Raw genomic sequence first — 15857 nt, forward strand, 5'->3', positions numbered from 1 at the left:
CGTCGCGCTAATGGCTCCCGGGGGCACGGTCCGGGACGGTGATCCTGTAGTGGGCGATCTTGCGGTAGAGGGTCGCCCGGCCGATGCCGAGCTCCTCGGCGACGCGGGTCATCGTGGTGCCCGGCTCGGTCAGGCACCGCACGATCTCGTCGCGCTCGAGCCGCTCCAGCCGGGACAGCGGGCGGGCGCCGCCGTCGAGCACCTCCGGTGCGAGGTGGTGCACGTCGACGACGTCGGTGCGGGCCGCCGCCTCCCGCACCACCCGGCGCAGCTGCGCGACGTTGCCCGGCCAGCCGCAGGCGGCCAGCGCCCGGGCCGCGCGCGGGGTGAACGACACGTCCCGGTGCCGCTCCTGCCGCGCGGTCCAGGCCGCCAGCGGCAGCACGTCGTCGACCCGGTCGCGCAGCGGCGGCACCTCGACGACGGCGTCGGCCAGCCGGGCGATCGGCTCGGGCAGCGCCGCGTACTCCGGTGCGGTGAGCACCGCCGGCTGCGGGCGCCCGGCGCGGCGGACCGCGGCCAGCACCTGCGCCAGCTCCCCGGCGGCCCAGGCCGGCAGCCGGTGCAGCCCGGAGACGATCACGCACGTGTCGGCGTCGCGCAGCTCGGGGGTCCACAGCTCCAGCCACGGGGCGACGTCCCCGGCCTCCGGCGCCCGGGCGTGCAGCAGCCGCTGCCGGCCGGGCAGTCGCCGCCGGGCCAGCGCGGCCGCCGTCGCCTTGCCCGCGCCCGCCTCGCCGACGACGACCGCCAGCCGGCCCGAGGAGACCGCGACCCCCGCCCGGTCGACCGCCGCCCGCCAGGAGGCGGAGACGCACGGGTCGCCGTCGTCGGGGGCGAGTGACCCGCCGACCACCCGGAACACCTCGCCGCGCGGCGCCGGGCGCAGCAGCCGGCCGCCCGAGCGGACCGCCATGAGGGCGCTGGTGGCGCTGGCCGCCGTCTGCGCCAGGCCCAGCAGCAGGTCGGAGGAGGAGTCCGACCAGGTGGTCAGGTTGATGCTGCCGGCCAGCTCGCCGGTGACCGGTGCGAGCACCGGCGCGGCGGCGCAGGTGTAGCCGCGCAGGTCGCTGACCCAGTGGTCGCCGGCCCGCACCAGCGACGGCGCCCGGTCGGCCAGGGACAGTCCCAGGCCGTTGGTGCCGGCGTTGCGCTCGGCGTAGGAGAAGCCCGGCGCCAGGTGCACCCGGTCCAGCGCGCGCTGGATCGAGGTGTCGTCGCCGAGGCGGGCCAGCACGAACCCGGCGGGGTCGGCGACCATGAGGCTCACCGGCTCGTCGGCGATCGTGGTCTGCAGGTCGGTGAGCACCCGGTGCGCGCACTCGTAGAGCAGCGACCCGGTGTCCGGCGTCCCGGTGAACACCGGCACGACCTCGTCGGGCGGCACGCCGTAGCCCTGGCTGCGCCGCCACGACGCGCGCACCCGCGGGGCGCTGCCCCGGGCGGCCAGTGCGGGGTCGGGCAGCGGCTCCGGGGGACCGACCAGCTCGTCCACGGTCACCTCCGGACGGCAGGACGCCTGTGTCCCGTGTCACGGGAAGGTACCCGTCCCGGCGGCGGCTGCGGCGTCTCAGAGTGAGACACCGGGACCGTTCGCGGTGGCCGCGTCCCGCCCTAGCGTCGGCGGCGAGAACGTGACCCAGCTCACGACCGGAGCCGACGGAGGCCGACGGATGTACACCAGGGACGGCGAGCAGTACTACGTGGTGGACGCGCACATCGCGCTGTGGGACGCGCGCCCGGAGAACCAGCGCAACGTGCACGGCAAGCAGTTCATCGACTGCTTCTACGACTACCACCGCAACCTCAGCCCGGAGTCCGAGACCTGGGGCTACGAGGAGTACCTGTACCAGGGCGGCGAGCGGCTGATGCGGGACGTGTTCGTCGACGGCATCGTCGACCACGCGGTCTTCCAGCCGGCCCGGCTGGCGGAGTTCTACCACCGCGGGTTCGGCCAGACCGAGGAGGCGTTCGCCCTCGCGCAGGCCCACCCGGACAAGCTCACCTACAACCACTACTGGGACCCCCGCGACGGCGAGGCGGGCCTGGACGCGCTGCGCGCCGCCGCCGACCGGATGCACCTCAAGGGCGTGAAGCTCTACACCGCCGACTGGCACGGCGAGTCCCGCGGCTGGAAGCTCACCGACCCGATGGCCCGCCGCTACCTGGAGCTGTCCCGGGAGCTCGGCATCACCAACATCCACATCCACAAGGGCCCGACCATCCGGCCGCTGGACCGGGACGCCTTCGACGTCGCCGACGTCGACCACGTGGCCACCGACTTCACCGACCTGACGTTCGTGGTGGAGCACTGCGGCCTGCCGCGGCTCGAGGACTTCTGCTGGATCGCCACCCAGGAGCCCAACGTGGTCGCCGGGCTGGCCGTGGCGATGCCGTTCATCCACACCCGCCCGCGCTACTTCGCGCAGATCATGGGCGAGCTCCTCTACTGGCTCGGCGAGGACCGGATCCTGTTCTCCAGCGACTACGCGCTCTGGACGCCGAAGTGGCTGGTCGAGCAGTTCGTGGACTTCCAGGTCCCCGAGGACATGAGCCCGGAGTACGCGCCGATCACCGTCGAGCAGAAGAAGAAGGTGCTCGGCCTCAACGCCGCCCGCCTCTACGACCTGCCGGTGCCCGAGCACCTGCGGCTGCCCGAGGCCGACGAGACCCAGACCGGCCCGCGCGAGCCGGCCGCGGCCGACCTCGCGGGTGCCCGGTGACCGCCGTCCTGCCCGACCTCGTCGCCGAGGTCCGCGCGGCGCTCGGCACCGTCGTCGACCCCGAGCTGGACGAGCCGATCACCGACCTCGGGTTCGTCCGCTCGGTGGCCGTCCACGACTCCCCGGACGGCGGGACCGCCGAGGTGCACCTGCGGCTGCCGACGTCGTTCTGCGCCCCGAACTTCGCCTGGCTGATGGTCTCCGACGCCCACGACGCCGTCAGCGCCGTCCCCGGGGTGGCGCGCGGGGGGGGGGGGGGGGGGGGGGGGGGCGGGGGGCCCCGCCCCCGCCCCCCCCCCCCCCCCCCCCCCACGACTCCGACCTCATCAACCGGGGGCTGGCCGCCGGGCTCGGCTACCGCGGCACCTTCGGGCACGAGGCGGAGGAGTCGCTGGACGGGCTGCGGGCGACGTTCACCCGCAAGGCGCACACCGCCGCGATGGAGCGGGCGCTCGCCGCCCTGCTCCGCAGCGACCCGGCGGCCGACGTCACGGGGGTCACCCTCGGCGACCTCCCGGCCGACGCCGCGGCCGCCCTGCGCCGCCGGCGCGCGGCCCTCGGCCTGCCCGTCGACGACGCCGCCCCGGTGCTGCTGCGCGAGGACGGCACCCGCCCGGGCCCCGAAGACGCGCCGACGGTGCTGCGCCGGGCCCGCTCGGTGCGGATCTCCGTCGACGGCAACGCGCACTTCTGCCGCGGCCTGCTCACCACCCGCTACCCCGGCTCCGAGGCCGACCAGACCCCCCGTCCCGACGAGCGTCCGCTCATCCCCCTGGAGGTGCTGCCATGAAGGCCGTCCGCGTCGTCGGCTACCACGAGCCGCTGCAGATGGACGACGTCCCGAAGCCCGAGGTGACCGGCCCGCACGACGTGGTCGTGCGGATCGGCGGGGCCGGGGTGTGCCGGACCGACATCCACATCCTCGAGGGGCAGTGGGCGGAGAAGTCGCAGGTCACGCTGCCGTACACGATCGGCCACGAGAACGCCGGCTGGGTCGACGCGGTGGGGGACGCGGTGACCAACGTGGCCGTCGGGGACAAGGTGATCCTGCACCCGCTGGTCACCTGCGGGCTGTGCCGCGCCTGCCGCGCCGGGGACGACGTGCACTGCGAGAACTCGCAGTTCCCCGGCATCGACACCGACGGCGGGTACGCCGAGTACCTCAAGACCTCGGCGCGCAGCTGCGTGAGGATCGACGAGTCGCTGGAGCCGGCCGACGTCGCCGCGCTCGCCGACGCCGGCCTGACCGCCTACCACGCCGCGGCCAAGGCGGCCCGGCGGCTGCGCCCCGGCGACCGGTGCGTGATCATCGGCGCCGGGGGGCTGGGGCACATCGGCATCCAGGTCATGGTCGCCCTCTCACCCGCCGAGCTGATCGTCGTGGACCGGAACCCCGAGGCGCTCAAGCTGGCGCAGTCGGTCGGGGCCGACCACACCGTGCACGCCGACGGCGGCCAGGTGGAGCAGGTCCTGTCGCTCACCGGCGTGGCCGGGGCGGAGGTCGTCATCGACTTCGTGGGCGAGGGCGGGTCCACCGCCGAGGGCCTGGCGATGACCCGGCGGGCCGGCGACTACCTGGTGGTCGGCTACGGCGAGAACATCGACGTGCCGACCATCGACCTGATCTCCAGCGAGATCAACATCCTGGGCAACCTGGTCGGCAGCTACAACGACCTGGTCGAGCTCATGGCGCTGGCCGCCCAGCAGAAGGTCACCCTGCACACGCAGCGGTACGCGCTCGACGACTACCAGACCGCGATCGACGACCTGTCGGCCGGACGGGTACGGGGACGCGCGATCCTCGTGCCGTGAGCGGGCGCGGCCCCCGGCCCGCCCCGGCCGGGGGCCGCGTCCCCACCCGACGTCCTACCGCTCCGTGTCCTACCGCTCCGTGTCCTGCCGCTCCGTGTACATCCGCTCGATGTCCATCCGCTGCACGAGGTCGCCGGTGAACCGGTAGACGTGGCGCACCGTCTCGCGCGCGAGCACCGTGCCGCCCGGGTCGCGCACGGTCATCGCCACGGTGACCGCGACCGAGCCGTCCGGGCGCTCCTCGACGCCGGTCGGCCGCACCAGCGGGCGGATCCGTGCCCACTGCCGCTCCCAGTAGTCCCGCACCCCGTCCCGGCCGAGCACCCGGCCGCCCTCCCAGCCGTTGGGCCAGTCCACGTCCGGCGCCATGGCGGCCACCACCGCGTCGACGTCGCGGGCGGTGAAGGCCCGGTAGAGCGAGTGCAGCAGGGCAGGGCGGTCCGGGGCGGTCACGGGGCGCACGGTGGCACACCGGACCTCTCTCCGGGGGAGCCGCGCGCACGCGCGATGCTGGTCCTCCGCCCACCCGACAGGAGTGACCATGACGCTCGCCGCCCCGCGGCCCCCCGCCACCGGCTCGGACGACGCCGCGCTGCGCGAGATCGAGCAGCGCGTGCTGTGGCTGGCGACGGCGATCGTCGACCACGCCAACCGGGTGCGCCCCAACCCGAGCGGCCTCAAGGTGGGCGGGCACCAGGCGTCCAGCGCCTCGATGGTCACGATCATGACCGCGCTGTGGCTGGAGCAGCTCGCCGCCGACGACCGGGTGAGCGTCAAGCCGCACGCCAGCCCCGTGCTGCACGCGCTGGAGTTCCTGCTCGGCCAGCTGGACGCCTCGTGGCTGACCACGCTGCGCGAGTTCGGCGGGCTGCAGTCCTACCCCTCGCGGCTGAAGGACCCCGTGCCGGCGGACTACTCGACCGGCTCGGTCGGCATCGGGGCCACCGCGCCGATCTGGGGCGCGCTGGCCCGCCGCTACGTCAACACCCAGTTCGGCGCCGGCGGCACCGGGCGGCAGTGGTCGCTGGTCGGCGACGCCGAGCTCGACGAGGGCGCCGTCTGGGAGGCCGTGCTCGACCCGATGGTCGCCGAGCTCGGCGAGGTGAACTGGATCGTCGACCTCAATCGGCAGTCGCTGGACCGCGTCGTCCCGACCATGGGCGCCACCCGGCTGCAGGGCATGTTCACCGCGGCCGGCTGGCAGGTGCTCACCGTCAAGTACGGGGCGCTGCTGGAGGAGCTGTTCACCCGGCCCGGCGGGCCTGCGCTGCGCGACCGCATCGACGGCATGAGCAACGCCGAGTACCAGCGGCTGCTGCGCCGCACGCCCGCGGAGGTCCGCCGCGAGCTGCCCGGGGACGGCCCCGGCGCGGCCGCGATCGGGGAGCTGATCGCCGGCGTGCCCGACGCCGACCTGGTCGCCGCCGTGCGCAACCTCGGCGGGCACGACCTCACCGCGCTGCGGACCGCCTTCGCGCAGATCGACGACACCCGGCCCACCGTCGTCATCGCCTACACGCTCAAGGGCTACGGGCTGGCCACCGAGGGGCACCCCCAGAACCACTCCGCGCTGCTCACCGAGGCCCAGCTGCACGAGCTGGCCGCCCGCGTCGGCGTCGACCCGGCGCGGCCGTGGGCCGGGTTCCCGGCCGGCGGCCGCCCCGCCGAGCTGCTCGCCGCCGCGGCGCGGCGGCTGGCCCGGCCGCCGGTCGACGACGCCGTCGCCCCTCCCGTGCCGGCCGACCTGGGCCGCACCCCGTCGGGCACCGCCACCACGCAGGCGGCGCTGGGCCGCACGCTGCTCGACCTCAACCGGGCCGCCCCGGAGGTGGGCCGGCGGGTGGTCACCGTCAGCCCCGACGTGTCCAGCTCGACCAACCTCGGCGGCTGGGTGAACAAGGTCGGCGTGTGGTCGCACGAGGACCGCCGCGACTGGTTCGCCGACGACGCCGAGACGATCCTGCACTGGCGGGAGAAGCCGTCGGGGCAGCACGTGGAGCTCGGCATCGCCGAGACCAACCTGGTCGGCGCCATCGGCGAGCTCGGCGCCACCTGGTCGCGCTGGGGCCAGCCGCTGCTGCCCATCGGCGTGCTCTACGACCCGTTCGTCGAGCGGGCGCTGGAGCCGTGGTCGTTCACCATCTACGCGGGCGGCCAGTCGCTGCTGGTCGGCACGCCGTCGGGGGTGACGCTGGCGCCCGAGGGCGGCGCGCACCAGTCGGTCACCACGCCGTCGATCGGCCTCGAGCAGCCCGGCTGCCTCACCTACGAGCCGGCCTTCGCCCTGGACACCGAGTGGTGCCTGCTCGCCGCGCTCGGCCAGATGGGCCGCCCGGGCGGGCAGTCGGCCTACCTGCGGCTGTCCACGCGTCCGGTCGACCAGGCGCTGGCCGCGGTGCCCGCCGACGCCGCGGCCCGCGAGCGGCGCCGGCGGCAGGTCGTCGCCGGGGCGTACCCGCTGCGCCGGGTGCCGCACCCGGCGGTGACGCTGGCCGCGATGGGCGCCGTCGTCCCCGAGGCCCTGGCCGCCGCCGAGCGGCTGGACGGGCTCGGGTTCCCCGCCGACGTCGTCGTGGTGACCAGCCCCGGGCTGCTGTTCCGGGCGGTGCAGGCCCGCCGCGGCCTCGACGACGCCGCGCCGTGGGTGCTCGACGGCGCCTTCCCCGCCGACCGGGCCACGCCGCTGGTCACCGTGCTCGACGGGCACCCGCACACCCTGGCGTTCCTCGCCGGGGTCCGCGGGGTGCCGGCGGCGCACCTGGGCGTCACCCGGTTCGGCCAGAGCGGCGACCTCGACGGCGTGTACCGGTACCACGGGCTCGACGTCGACTCGCTGGTCGGCGCGGCGCTCGACCTCGTCGACTAGACGAAGGACCCCGCTGCCCCCCGCCACTCGCAGGCTCGCGGCGGGACCCTGCAGCGGGGCCGGACCGGTCCCGGCGCCCGGGGAGGTGGTCGTCGACGTCGAGCGGGTCGGCGTGTGCGGCACCGACGTCGAGTTCTGGACCGGCGAGATGGCCTACCTGCACCAGGGGCACGCGGCCTACCCGATGCGGCTGGGCCACGAGTGGGCCGGCACGGTCGCCGCGGTGGGGGAGGGGGTGGACCCCGGCTGGGCCGGCCGGCGGGTCACCGGGGACACGATGCTCGGCGACGGCACCTGCCGGCGCTGCCGGCGCGGGCAGCAGCACGTGTGCGCGCAGCGCCAGGAGGTGGGCATCCGCGGTGGGCGGCCCGGCGCGCTGGCCGAGCGGCTCGCGGTGCCGGCGCGGTCGCTGCACGCCCTGCTGGACGCGGTCGACGCCGGGCTCGGCGCGCTGGTCGAGCCCGGCGGCAACGCGCTGCGCGCGGCCCGCGCCACCGGGGCCGGGCCGGGGGACCGGGTGCTGGTGGTCGGACCCGGCACCATCGGCCTGCTGACGGCGGTGTTCGTGCACGCGGCCGGCGCGGAGGTGCACCTGCTCGGCGTCACCCCCGGGTCCCTGGCCTTCGCCCGGGACCTCGGGTTCACCGCCGCCGACACCGTGCCCGACGGGCCGTTCGACGCCGTCGTCGACGCCTCCACCGACGCCGGCGCCCCCGCGCGGGCGCTGGGGCTGGTCAAGCCGGCCGGCCGGGTCGTCTGCGTCGGGCCGGCCGGCCGCCCGAGCGCCGTCGACACCCGGGCGCTGGTGCTCGGCGACGTGACCGCCGTCGGCGTGCTGTCCGCCTCGCCGGGGCTGGCCGACACCGTCGCCGCGTACGCCGCCGGCACCGTGGACCCGCGGCCGCTGGTGGCCGCCACCGTGGGGCTCGCGCAGGTGGGCGAGGTGCTCGCCGGGCGGCGGCCGGAGGGGTCCGGGCCCGGCCCCGAGATCCAGGTCGACATGACGTCCTGACGACCGGGGTGCCGCGCGCAGCGGCGGCACCCCGGTGTGGGAGCGTTGACCCTCGTGATCGGACACGAGGACCTCGCCGTGCGGACGCTGGGTCCGTGCCGCATCGACTCGCCGCTGGCGGAGCGGCTGGCCGCGCGGGAGACCACGCAGCACTCGGTGGAGGAGGACGACCGGATCCTCTTCGACGACACCCTGTCGATGGCCGGCAGCCGCGGCGTCCCGGTCGACCGGCTGCCCAGCCTGGAGCCGGGCGGGCCGCGCAAGCGCATCTACTTCGACCCGGCCAAGACCCGGGTCGGCATCGTCACCTGCGGCGGGCTGTGCCCCGGCCTCAACGACGTCATCCGCGGGCTGGTCCTCGAGCTGTGCCGGCACTACGGCGTGCGCCGCATCGTCGGGTTCCGCAACGGCTACCGCGGCTTCATCCCGCACTACGGCGAGGACGTCGTCGACCTCTCGCCCGAGGTGGTCCAGCACATCGACGACGAGGGCGGCACCATCCTCGGCACCTCGCGCGGCATGCAGGACCCCGAGGAGATCGTCGACGCCCTGGAGCGGCTGGCGATCAACGTCCTGTTCGTCATCGGCGGCGACGGCACGATCCGCGGGGCGATGGAGGTCGTGCGGGTCGTCGAGGAGCGTGGCCTGAAGATCGCCGTCGTCGGGGTGCCCAAGACCATCGACAACGACATCCCCTACATCGACCAGAGCTTCGGCTTCCAGACGGCGATGTCGGAGGCGACCAAGTCGATCCACGCCGCCAGCGTGGAGGCCCGGTCGGCGCCCGGCGGCGTCGGCCTGGTCAAGCTCATGGGCCGGCACTCGGGGTTCATCGCCTGCTACTCGACGCTGGCCAAGGACGACGCCGACTACGTGCTCATCCCCGAGGTGCCGTTCGCGCTGCACGGCGAGCACGGCTTCCTCGAGCACCTGCGCCGCCGGGTGGAGGAGCGCGGGCACGCCGTCGTCGTGGTGGCCGAGGGGGCCGGGCAGGAGCACATCGAGGAGCACGAGCCCGGCCGCGACGCGTCGGGCAACGTCCGGCTCGGCGACATCGGGCGGCTGCTGCGCCGGCTGATCACCGAGCACCTCGACGACGCGAAGGTCGAGAACAACGTCCGCTACTTCGACCCCAGCTACGCCATCCGCAGCGTGCCGGCCAACCCCTACGACAGCGCCTACTGCCTGCGGCTGGCGCACGCCGCCGTGCACGCGGCGATGGCCGGCCGCACCGAGGTGATCGTGGCGCGCCGGCGGCGGCGCTTCGTGCACCTCCCGATGTCCCTGGCGGTCAGCCGGCGCAACCACGTCGACCCGCTGGGCGACCTGTGGATGTCGGTGCTGGAGGCCACCGGGCAGCCGGTGCGTTTCGAGTAGGCCTCACCCGCCCGGGTGGCGTCCGGCGGCCGCGCTGGAGGACCGCCGGGTCCCTGCCGATGGTCCCGTGTCAGGTGCACGATGCCGCCCACACGAACGGGACGCCATGGACAGGACAGGACCGACGGCCGAGCGACGCGGGCGGACCCGCCTCGCGCGCGGGCTCGCGGCGACGGCGGCCGCTGCCGTCGTCGCCCTGACCCCCGGGGTCGCCGCGGCGGCACCGGACCGCTCGGACCCGCCGGACGTGGTGCCGCTGGTCGACTGCGTCGTCCGGCACGCCGACGGCACCTGGACGGCGGTCTTCGGCTACGACAACCGCACCGGGGAGACGGTGGAGATCCCGGTGGGCCCGGCCAACCAGGTGACGCCGGCCCCGCTCGGGGAGCCGCAGCCGACGACCTTCGCACCCGGGGTCCGGCACGCCGTGTTCACCGTGACCGTCGGGAACGGCGGCGGGCCGATGTGGCACCTGGGCAGCACCAACCTGGCCGCCCGCAAGGCCGATCCGGCCTGCCCGCCGGCCACGCAGATGCCGGCCGAGGGCAACGGCGCCGGGCTCGCGATCGGCGTCGCCGTGGCCGGCGGGGTCGGCGCGGTGCTGCTGCGCCGCCTGCGCCGCCGCACCGCCTGACCTCGCTCCCTCGTCCGCGGCGGGTGACGCGGCCGGAGCCCCTGCTGCGGAGGCTGGGCCGCGGGAGCGCCCTCGTCGCGGCCCGCCCTCCCGGCGACCCGCGCCGCCCGGGGGCGGGAGGGACGCGGTGGTGCGATGGACCGCACGGTCGACCGGACCCGGTCCGGCACCCCGGAGAGCTACACCTGGCCGCTGCTCACGGTCGTGGTGGTCATCCTGCTGCAGGTCCTGATCCCCGCCGGCTACCGGGTGGGCCCGCCGCTGCTCGTCCCGGTGGTGGAGGGGATCGCGCTGCTGGTGCTGCTGGGCATCGCGGCCCGGCCCGGGCCGGTGCCCCGCGGCGCCCGGTCGCTGGTGCTCGCGCTGTTCGGCACCCTCGTGGTCGCCAACGCCGGCGCGGCCGCCCGGCTCGTGGTCCTCGTGCTGGACGGCGGCGAGGTCGACCACGTCCCGCTCACCGCCGACCGGCTGCTCGTCGCGGCGGCGCTGGTCCTGCTGGTCAACGTGGTCACCTTCGCGCTGGTCTACTGGCAGCTGGACGGCGGCGGGCCGGCCGGCCGGGTCGCGGAGCCGCGGCCCCACCCCGACTTCCAGTTCCCCCAGACCGACGCGCCCGGCCTCGCCCCGCCGGGATGGCGGCCCCACTTCGGCGACCACCTGTACGTGGCATTCACCAACCTGGTCGCCTTCAGCCCGACCGACACGATGCCGCTGACGCTGCGGGTGAAGGGCCTGATGGCGCTGCAGTCGCTGATCTCCCTCGGCGTCCTCGTGGTGGTCCTCGCCCGGGTGGTCAACACCCTGCCCGGCTGATCCGCCCGGTTCCCCGCCCGGCACCCCCGGGGCCAGGATCGACCCGCGCCCGGCGCCGCCGGGTGCGGGGAGGAGACCGCCATGGCCAACCACGTGTACCGGCTCACCGAGGTCGTCGGCAGCAGCCCGACCGGCATCGACGACGCGATCCGCACCGCCGTCGGCAAGGCGTCGCAGACCATCCGGCACGTCGAGTGGTTCGAGGTCCAGGAGGTGCGCGGCCAGGTCGTCGACGGCGACGTCGCGCACGTCCAGGTGACGCTGAAGATCGGGTTCCGCGTCGAGGACTGACCGCCCCCGTGCGGGCACCGGCCCGGCCCGGGACGGTGGGACACTGGGGACGTCGGCCGGCGCGGGCCGTCGTGCCCCTGCCCTCTGCCCGAGAGACCTGCCGTGACCCTCCCTGCTCCTGATCCCCGCTCCGGCCTGCGCGCGGTGCTGTTCGACATGGACGGCACGCTGGTGGAGTCCGAGCAGCACTGGGGACACGCCCTGTTCGCCCTCGCCCGGCGCCTCGGCGGTGAGCTGAGCGCCACCGCCCGCGAGGCCACCGTCGGCACCAGCATGGCGACGTCGATGCGGATCCTGCAGGCCGACCTCGGGATCGAGCGCACGCCCGAGGAGACGAGCGCCGACGTCGCCTGGGTGGAGGAGACCGTCGCGGGCCTGCTCGCCACCGACCTGCACTGGCGGCCCGGCGCGCGCGAGCTGCTGGCCGAGGTGCGCGCCGCCGCGCTGCCCACGGCCCTGGTGACGACCACGCCGCGCCGCCTGGCCGACGTGGTCCTCGCGCAGGTCGAGGCCGCGTTCCCGGACGTGCCGCCGTTCGACGTCACCGTGTGCGGCGACGAGGTGCCCGCCCGCAAGCCCGACCCGGCGCCCTACCTGCAGGCCGCGGCCGCGCTTCGCGTGGACCCGGCCGACTGCGTCGTCGTCGAGGACTCCGCGGCCGGGGTGGCCGCGGGGCTGGCCGCGGGCGCCACCGTCCTCGGCGTGCCCGCGCTGCAGCCGCTGGCGCCCGCGCCGGGCCTGGTGCTGCGCGACACGCTGGCCGGCGTCGGGCTCGCCGACCTCGAGGGGCTGCTGCTCGGGCGGGACGCCGCACCCCGCCGCTGAGCCCTCACCCGGCCGGCACGACCTCCCGGCCGCAGGAGACCACCAGCCGCACCCGCTCCAGCGCGGCGACGTCGACGGTGGGGTCGCCGTCGACCAGCAGCAGGTCGGCGTCCAGGCCGGGCGCCAGCCGTCCGGTGCGCCCGCCGAGGCCGCAGGCGGCGGCCGCCGCGGAGGTCGCCGTCGCCAGCGCCTCGGGGGCGGGCACCCCACCGCCGACGAGCGAGGCGACCGCGCGCGGCAGGAGCCCGTGCGGCTTGCCGGGGCCGATCCCGGAGTCGACGCCGCTGACCACCCGGACGCCCGCGCGGTGCATGCGGGCCGCGTCGGCGGCGCGCGCCTCCTCGGTGATGTCCATCCGGTCGAGGAGCTCCTGGATGCGGGGCGGCGGCACCGCGCCGTCGGCCAGGCCCAGCGTCGGGCAGACGGCGGTGCCCGCCCGGGCGAGCTGGGCGGCCAGCGCCGGCGGCACGCCCCAGCCGGTGGCGGTCTGGCACGAGCAGTGCTCGATGCCGTCGACGCCGGCGGCCAGCACCTGCCGGACGGCGCTCAGCGCGTGCGCGTGCGCGGTGACCGGCAGGCCCAGCCGGTGCGCCTCGTCGACGACGGCGCGCACCTCGGCGGTGGTGAACTGGCAGGCGGTCATGTCGGTGCCCGCGGTCATCACGCCGCCGCTGGCCATCAGCTTGACGACGTCCGCACCCCGCTCGGCGCGCTCGCGGACCGCTCCCCGCAGCGCCTCGGTTCCCCGCACCACGCCGCCCATCCCCGCGCAGTGGCCGGCCGGGCAGGTGAGCGGCGGGCCCGAGGCGACCACCGTCGGGCCGTCGGCGGGCGCCCGCTCGACCACCGCCCAGCCGACGTCGCCCAGGTCGCGGACCGCGGTGACCCCGGCGGCCAGGTGCTGCCGCAGGGCGGCGGCGACGATCGCGTCCACCTGCGCAGGCTCCAGCTCGGGGAGCTGGTCGAGGGCGCGGGGGCCGTTGTCGCCGCAGAGGTGCACGTGCGTGTCGACCAGCCCGGGCAGCAGCGTCGTCCCGGGCAGGGCGGTGACGGGCACGCCGTCGGGCGGGGCGGCCCCGGCGGGCTCGACGGCGACGATCCGGCCGTCGTCGACCAGCAGCAGGGCCCCGTCACGCAGCACCCGCTCGCCGTCGAAGGCGCGGTCGGCCCGGTAACCCCGCATGCCGGTCCTCCTGGGTGGCGGGAGCAGCCGACGCTAGGGCCGGCCGCGCCGGCCGGTCGACGGGGACCGGTGCGTCTCGTTCGCCCCCGCCGTCGCCGGCGGTGACCGTTATCCCCAACTCACGCGCCGACCTCGCCAGCCGCCCGGTCCGCGGAGGGGCGGCGGCTGCGTGGGGACGCGCCCGGGCCGGTGTCCCGCGACCACGGGGTCCGGGTGGCGACACGCCGCGACCGCTCGGCGCGTCGCCACCGCGGCTCCATGATCGTCCCCACGGGGCGGGACGGCCCGGCGCCGGGCGCCGGGCGGGAGCGTCAGTCGCGCTCGACGATCGGCAGCGTGGCCCAGCCGGCCCGCGCCGCGGCCTCGGCCGGGAACGGCGGGGGAGTGCCGCCGAAGGAGGGGCACAGCGCCTGGTGGTCGCACCAGGCGCACAGCCGCGTGCGGTTGGGCCGGAAGTCGCCGGTGGCCACCGCCCGCTCGATCGCCGCCCAGATCGCCAGCAGCGTCCGCTCGAAGCGGACCAGCTCGGCCTCCTCGGGGGCGTAGGTCAGCGCGTCGCCGTCGCCGAGGTAGATGAGCTTGAGCTGGGAGGCCACCACGCCGCGGGTGCGCCACAGCACCAGCGCGTAGAACTTCATCTGGAACAGGGCCTTGGACTCGAACGCCTCGCGCGGCATCGAGCCGGTCTTGTAGTCGACCACCCGCAGCGCGCCGTTGCGGGCGACGTCGAGCCGGTCGACGTAGCCGCGCAGCAGCAGCCCGTCGGGCAGCGTCACCTCGACCAGCTGCTCGCGGCCCTCGGGCTGGATGCGGGTGGGGTCCTCCAGCCGGAAGTAGGTCTCCACCAGCGTCCCGGCCGAGTCCAGCCAGGCCTCCAGCGACGGCGGCTCCGCCCCGTCCTCGCCGGCGGTGAACAGCGCCTCGACCTCCGGGTCGGCGCGCAGCTCGTCCCACGCCGGCGCCACCAGCCCGCGGGCCGCCTCGACGGTCCGCTCGGCCGGTGGCAGGTCGTAGAGCCGCTCCAGCACCGCGTGCACGAGCGTGCCGCGCACCGCCGCGGCGCTCTTCCTCTCCGGCAGCCGGTCGATGGTGCGGAAGCGGTAGAGCAGCGGGCACGTCTTGAAGTCGGCCGCCCGGCTGGGCGACAGCGAGGGCCGGCGCGGCGCCTTCTCCCCGTCGGGGGCCTGCCCGCCGCCGTCGGACGCCGTGCCGGGGAAGACCGTGCCGCTGTGCGCCGGGTCCTGCGCCACTGCCGTCATGCACCCGACGCTACGACGCTCCTCCGACAGTTCCGAGTGCCCGCGCCGGGCGGGCCCGTCCCGCGGCTCGCCTAGGCTGGCCGCCCGTGGAACCGCAGCCCGAGCCCAGCCAGAACGCGACCGCCGCCGCCCCCGCCGCCGAGCCGCTCCCCGCGGACGACGGGCCGCCGGCCGCCGTCGCCGCCCCGGTGCCGGGCGCCTTCGCCGTCGGCGACCGGGTGCAGCTCACCGATCCCAAGGGCCGGCTGCACACCGTCGTCCTCGAGCCCGGCAGGCAGTTCCACACCCACCGCGGCGCCATCGCCCACGACGACCTCATCGGCGCACCCGAGGGCTCGGTCGTGCACTCCACGGCCAACACCGGGTACCTGGCGTTCCGGCCCCTGCTGGCCGACTTCGTGCTGTCCATGCCGCGCGGCGCCCAGGTCGTCTACCCCAAGGACGCCGCGCAGATCGTCGGCAGCGGCGACGTCGGGCCCGGCATGCGGGTCCTCGAGGCCGGCGCCGGGTCGGGCGCGCTCACCTGCTCGCTGCTGCGCGCCGTCGGCGCGTCGGGCCGGGTCACCAGCTACGAGCGGCGCGAGGACTTCGCCGACGTCGCCCGCGGCAACGTGGGCGCCTTCTTCGGCGGGGTGCCGGAGAACTGGGACCTGCGCCTGGGCGACCTCGCCGACCACCCCGCGGACGAGGTCGTCGACCGGGTGGTCCTCGACATGCTCGAGCCGTGGGCGGTGCTGCCCACGGTGGCCGCGGCGCTGCGGCCCGGCGGCGTGCTGATCGGCTACGTGGCGACCGTCACCCAGCTGTCCACCTACGTCGAGGCGCTGCGCGCGCAGGGCGTGTGGACCGAGCCCTACGCCTGGGAGTCGCTGGTCCGCCCGTGGCACGCGGTGGGCCTCGCGGTGCGCCCCGAGCACCGCATGGTCGCGCACACCGCGTTCCTCGTGACCGCCCGCCGGCTGGCCGAGGGCGTGGTCGCGCCGGTCCGCCAGCGGCGTCCCCAGAAGTAGCCGCGCCGGGGCGCGCGGACCCCGCGAGCACGCGGGCGCGGCGTCGGCAGGC

The 15857-nt window shown here is 76.3% G+C and carries 15 protein-coding genes and 1 pseudogene; 12 read left to right on the top strand and 4 right to left on the bottom strand.

Annotated features, from left to right (window positions below; genetic code table 11):
- Positions 1 to 7: 7 nt before the first annotated feature.
- On the bottom strand, positions 8 to 1501 hold the full coding sequence (locus tag ACI796_RS03960) for an AAA-type ATPase lid domain-containing protein (protein WP_456939965.1): 1494 nt from the start codon (positions 1499 to 1501) through the stop codon (positions 8 to 10).
- A 172-nt stretch (positions 1502 to 1673) separates the two neighbouring features.
- Here ACI796_RS03960 and ACI796_RS03965 point away from each other — a divergent pair, with 172 nt between their 5' ends.
- The 4 genes and pseudogenes from ACI796_RS03965 (at position 1674) to ACI796_RS03980 (ending at position 4535) form a co-directional block, all read left to right on the top strand.
- On the top strand, positions 1674 to 2723 hold the full coding sequence (locus ACI796_RS03965) for an amidohydrolase family protein (RefSeq protein WP_456939966.1): 1050 nt from the start codon (positions 1674 to 1676) through the stop codon (positions 2721 to 2723).
- Positions 2720 to 2905, top strand: a pseudogene (locus tag ACI796_RS03970) (iron-sulfur cluster assembly protein); the annotation flags it as partial. The gene ACI796_RS03965 and the pseudogene ACI796_RS03970, both read left to right, overlap by 4 nt.
- A gap of 257 nt (positions 2906 to 3162) precedes the next feature.
- Positions 3163 to 3513 carry a hypothetical protein gene (locus tag ACI796_RS03975; protein ID WP_456939967.1) on the top strand — a complete coding sequence of 117 codons (351 nt, stop codon included), beginning with the start codon at positions 3163 to 3165 and terminating at the stop codon, positions 3511 to 3513.
- Entirely contained in the window at positions 3510 to 4535 is a 1026-nt protein-coding gene (locus tag ACI796_RS03980) for an NAD(P)-dependent alcohol dehydrogenase (RefSeq protein WP_456939968.1), read from the top strand. Before ACI796_RS03975 ends, ACI796_RS03980 begins: the two co-directional genes overlap by 4 nt.
- A gap of 69 nt (positions 4536 to 4604) precedes the next feature.
- Here the strand turns inward: ACI796_RS03980 and ACI796_RS03985 are convergent, their stop codons facing one another.
- Positions 4605 to 4988, bottom strand: coding sequence for a nuclear transport factor 2 family protein (locus ACI796_RS03985; protein WP_456939969.1), 384 nt, complete (start codon positions 4986 to 4988; stop codon positions 4605 to 4607).
- An 88-nt stretch (positions 4989 to 5076) separates the two neighbouring features.
- On the opposite strand from ACI796_RS03985, the gene ACI796_RS03990 reads away from it, so the two are divergent.
- The 7 genes from ACI796_RS03990 to ACI796_RS04020 all read left to right on the top strand — a co-directional run bounded on the left by ACI796_RS03990 (position 5077) and on the right by ACI796_RS04020 (position 12353).
- The gene (locus tag ACI796_RS03990; RefSeq protein ID WP_456939970.1) at positions 5077 to 7401 is read left to right on the top strand and encodes a transketolase-like TK C-terminal-containing protein; all 2325 of its coding nucleotides are present in this window, start codon (positions 5077 to 5079) and stop codon (positions 7399 to 7401) included.
- 85 nt (positions 7402 to 7486) lie between these two features.
- On the top strand, positions 7487 to 8413 hold the full coding sequence (locus tag ACI796_RS03995) for a zinc-dependent alcohol dehydrogenase (protein WP_456939971.1): 927 nt from the start codon (positions 7487 to 7489) through the stop codon (positions 8411 to 8413).
- Positions 8414 to 8467: 54 nt separating this feature from the next.
- Positions 8468 to 9790 (top strand): ATP-dependent 6-phosphofructokinase, encoded by a 1323-nt coding sequence (locus ACI796_RS04000; protein WP_456939972.1) that lies wholly within the window; start codon positions 8468 to 8470, stop codon positions 9788 to 9790.
- A 106-nt stretch (positions 9791 to 9896) separates the two neighbouring features.
- Positions 9897 to 10424 (top strand): hypothetical protein, encoded by a 528-nt coding sequence (locus tag ACI796_RS04005; protein WP_456939973.1) that lies wholly within the window; start codon positions 9897 to 9899, stop codon positions 10422 to 10424.
- A 135-nt stretch (positions 10425 to 10559) separates the two neighbouring features.
- Positions 10560 to 11237 (top strand): hypothetical protein, encoded by a 678-nt coding sequence (locus tag ACI796_RS04010; RefSeq protein ID WP_456939974.1) that lies wholly within the window; start codon positions 10560 to 10562, stop codon positions 11235 to 11237.
- 81 nt (positions 11238 to 11318) lie between these two features.
- The gene (locus ACI796_RS04015) at positions 11319 to 11528 is read left to right on the top strand and encodes a dodecin (RefSeq protein WP_456939975.1); all 210 of its coding nucleotides are present in this window, start codon (positions 11319 to 11321) and stop codon (positions 11526 to 11528) included.
- Positions 11529 to 11630: 102 nt separating this feature from the next.
- A complete protein-coding gene (locus ACI796_RS04020; RefSeq protein WP_456939976.1) occupies positions 11631 to 12353 on the top strand; it encodes an HAD family hydrolase in 723 nt (240 codons plus the stop codon).
- A 4-nt stretch (positions 12354 to 12357) separates the two neighbouring features.
- Here ACI796_RS04020 and ACI796_RS04025 read toward each other — a convergent pair whose 3' ends face one another.
- Positions 12358 to 13536 carry an amidohydrolase family protein gene (locus ACI796_RS04025; protein WP_456939977.1) on the bottom strand — a complete coding sequence of 393 codons (1179 nt, stop codon included), beginning with the start codon at positions 13534 to 13536 and terminating at the stop codon, positions 12358 to 12360.
- A 311-nt stretch (positions 13537 to 13847) separates the two neighbouring features.
- The gene (locus ACI796_RS04030) at positions 13848 to 14795 is read right to left on the bottom strand and encodes a RecB family exonuclease (protein ID WP_456939978.1); all 948 of its coding nucleotides are present in this window, start codon (positions 14793 to 14795) and stop codon (positions 13848 to 13850) included.
- Positions 14796 to 14881: 86 nt separating this feature from the next.
- Here ACI796_RS04030 and ACI796_RS04035 point away from each other — a divergent pair, with 86 nt between their 5' ends.
- On the top strand, positions 14882 to 15805 hold the full coding sequence (locus ACI796_RS04035) for a tRNA (adenine-N1)-methyltransferase (RefSeq protein ID WP_456939979.1): 924 nt from the start codon (positions 14882 to 14884) through the stop codon (positions 15803 to 15805).
- Positions 15806 to 15857: the final 52 nt, after the last annotated feature.

This window comes from Geodermatophilus sp. SYSU D00525, from assembly GCF_054050475.1.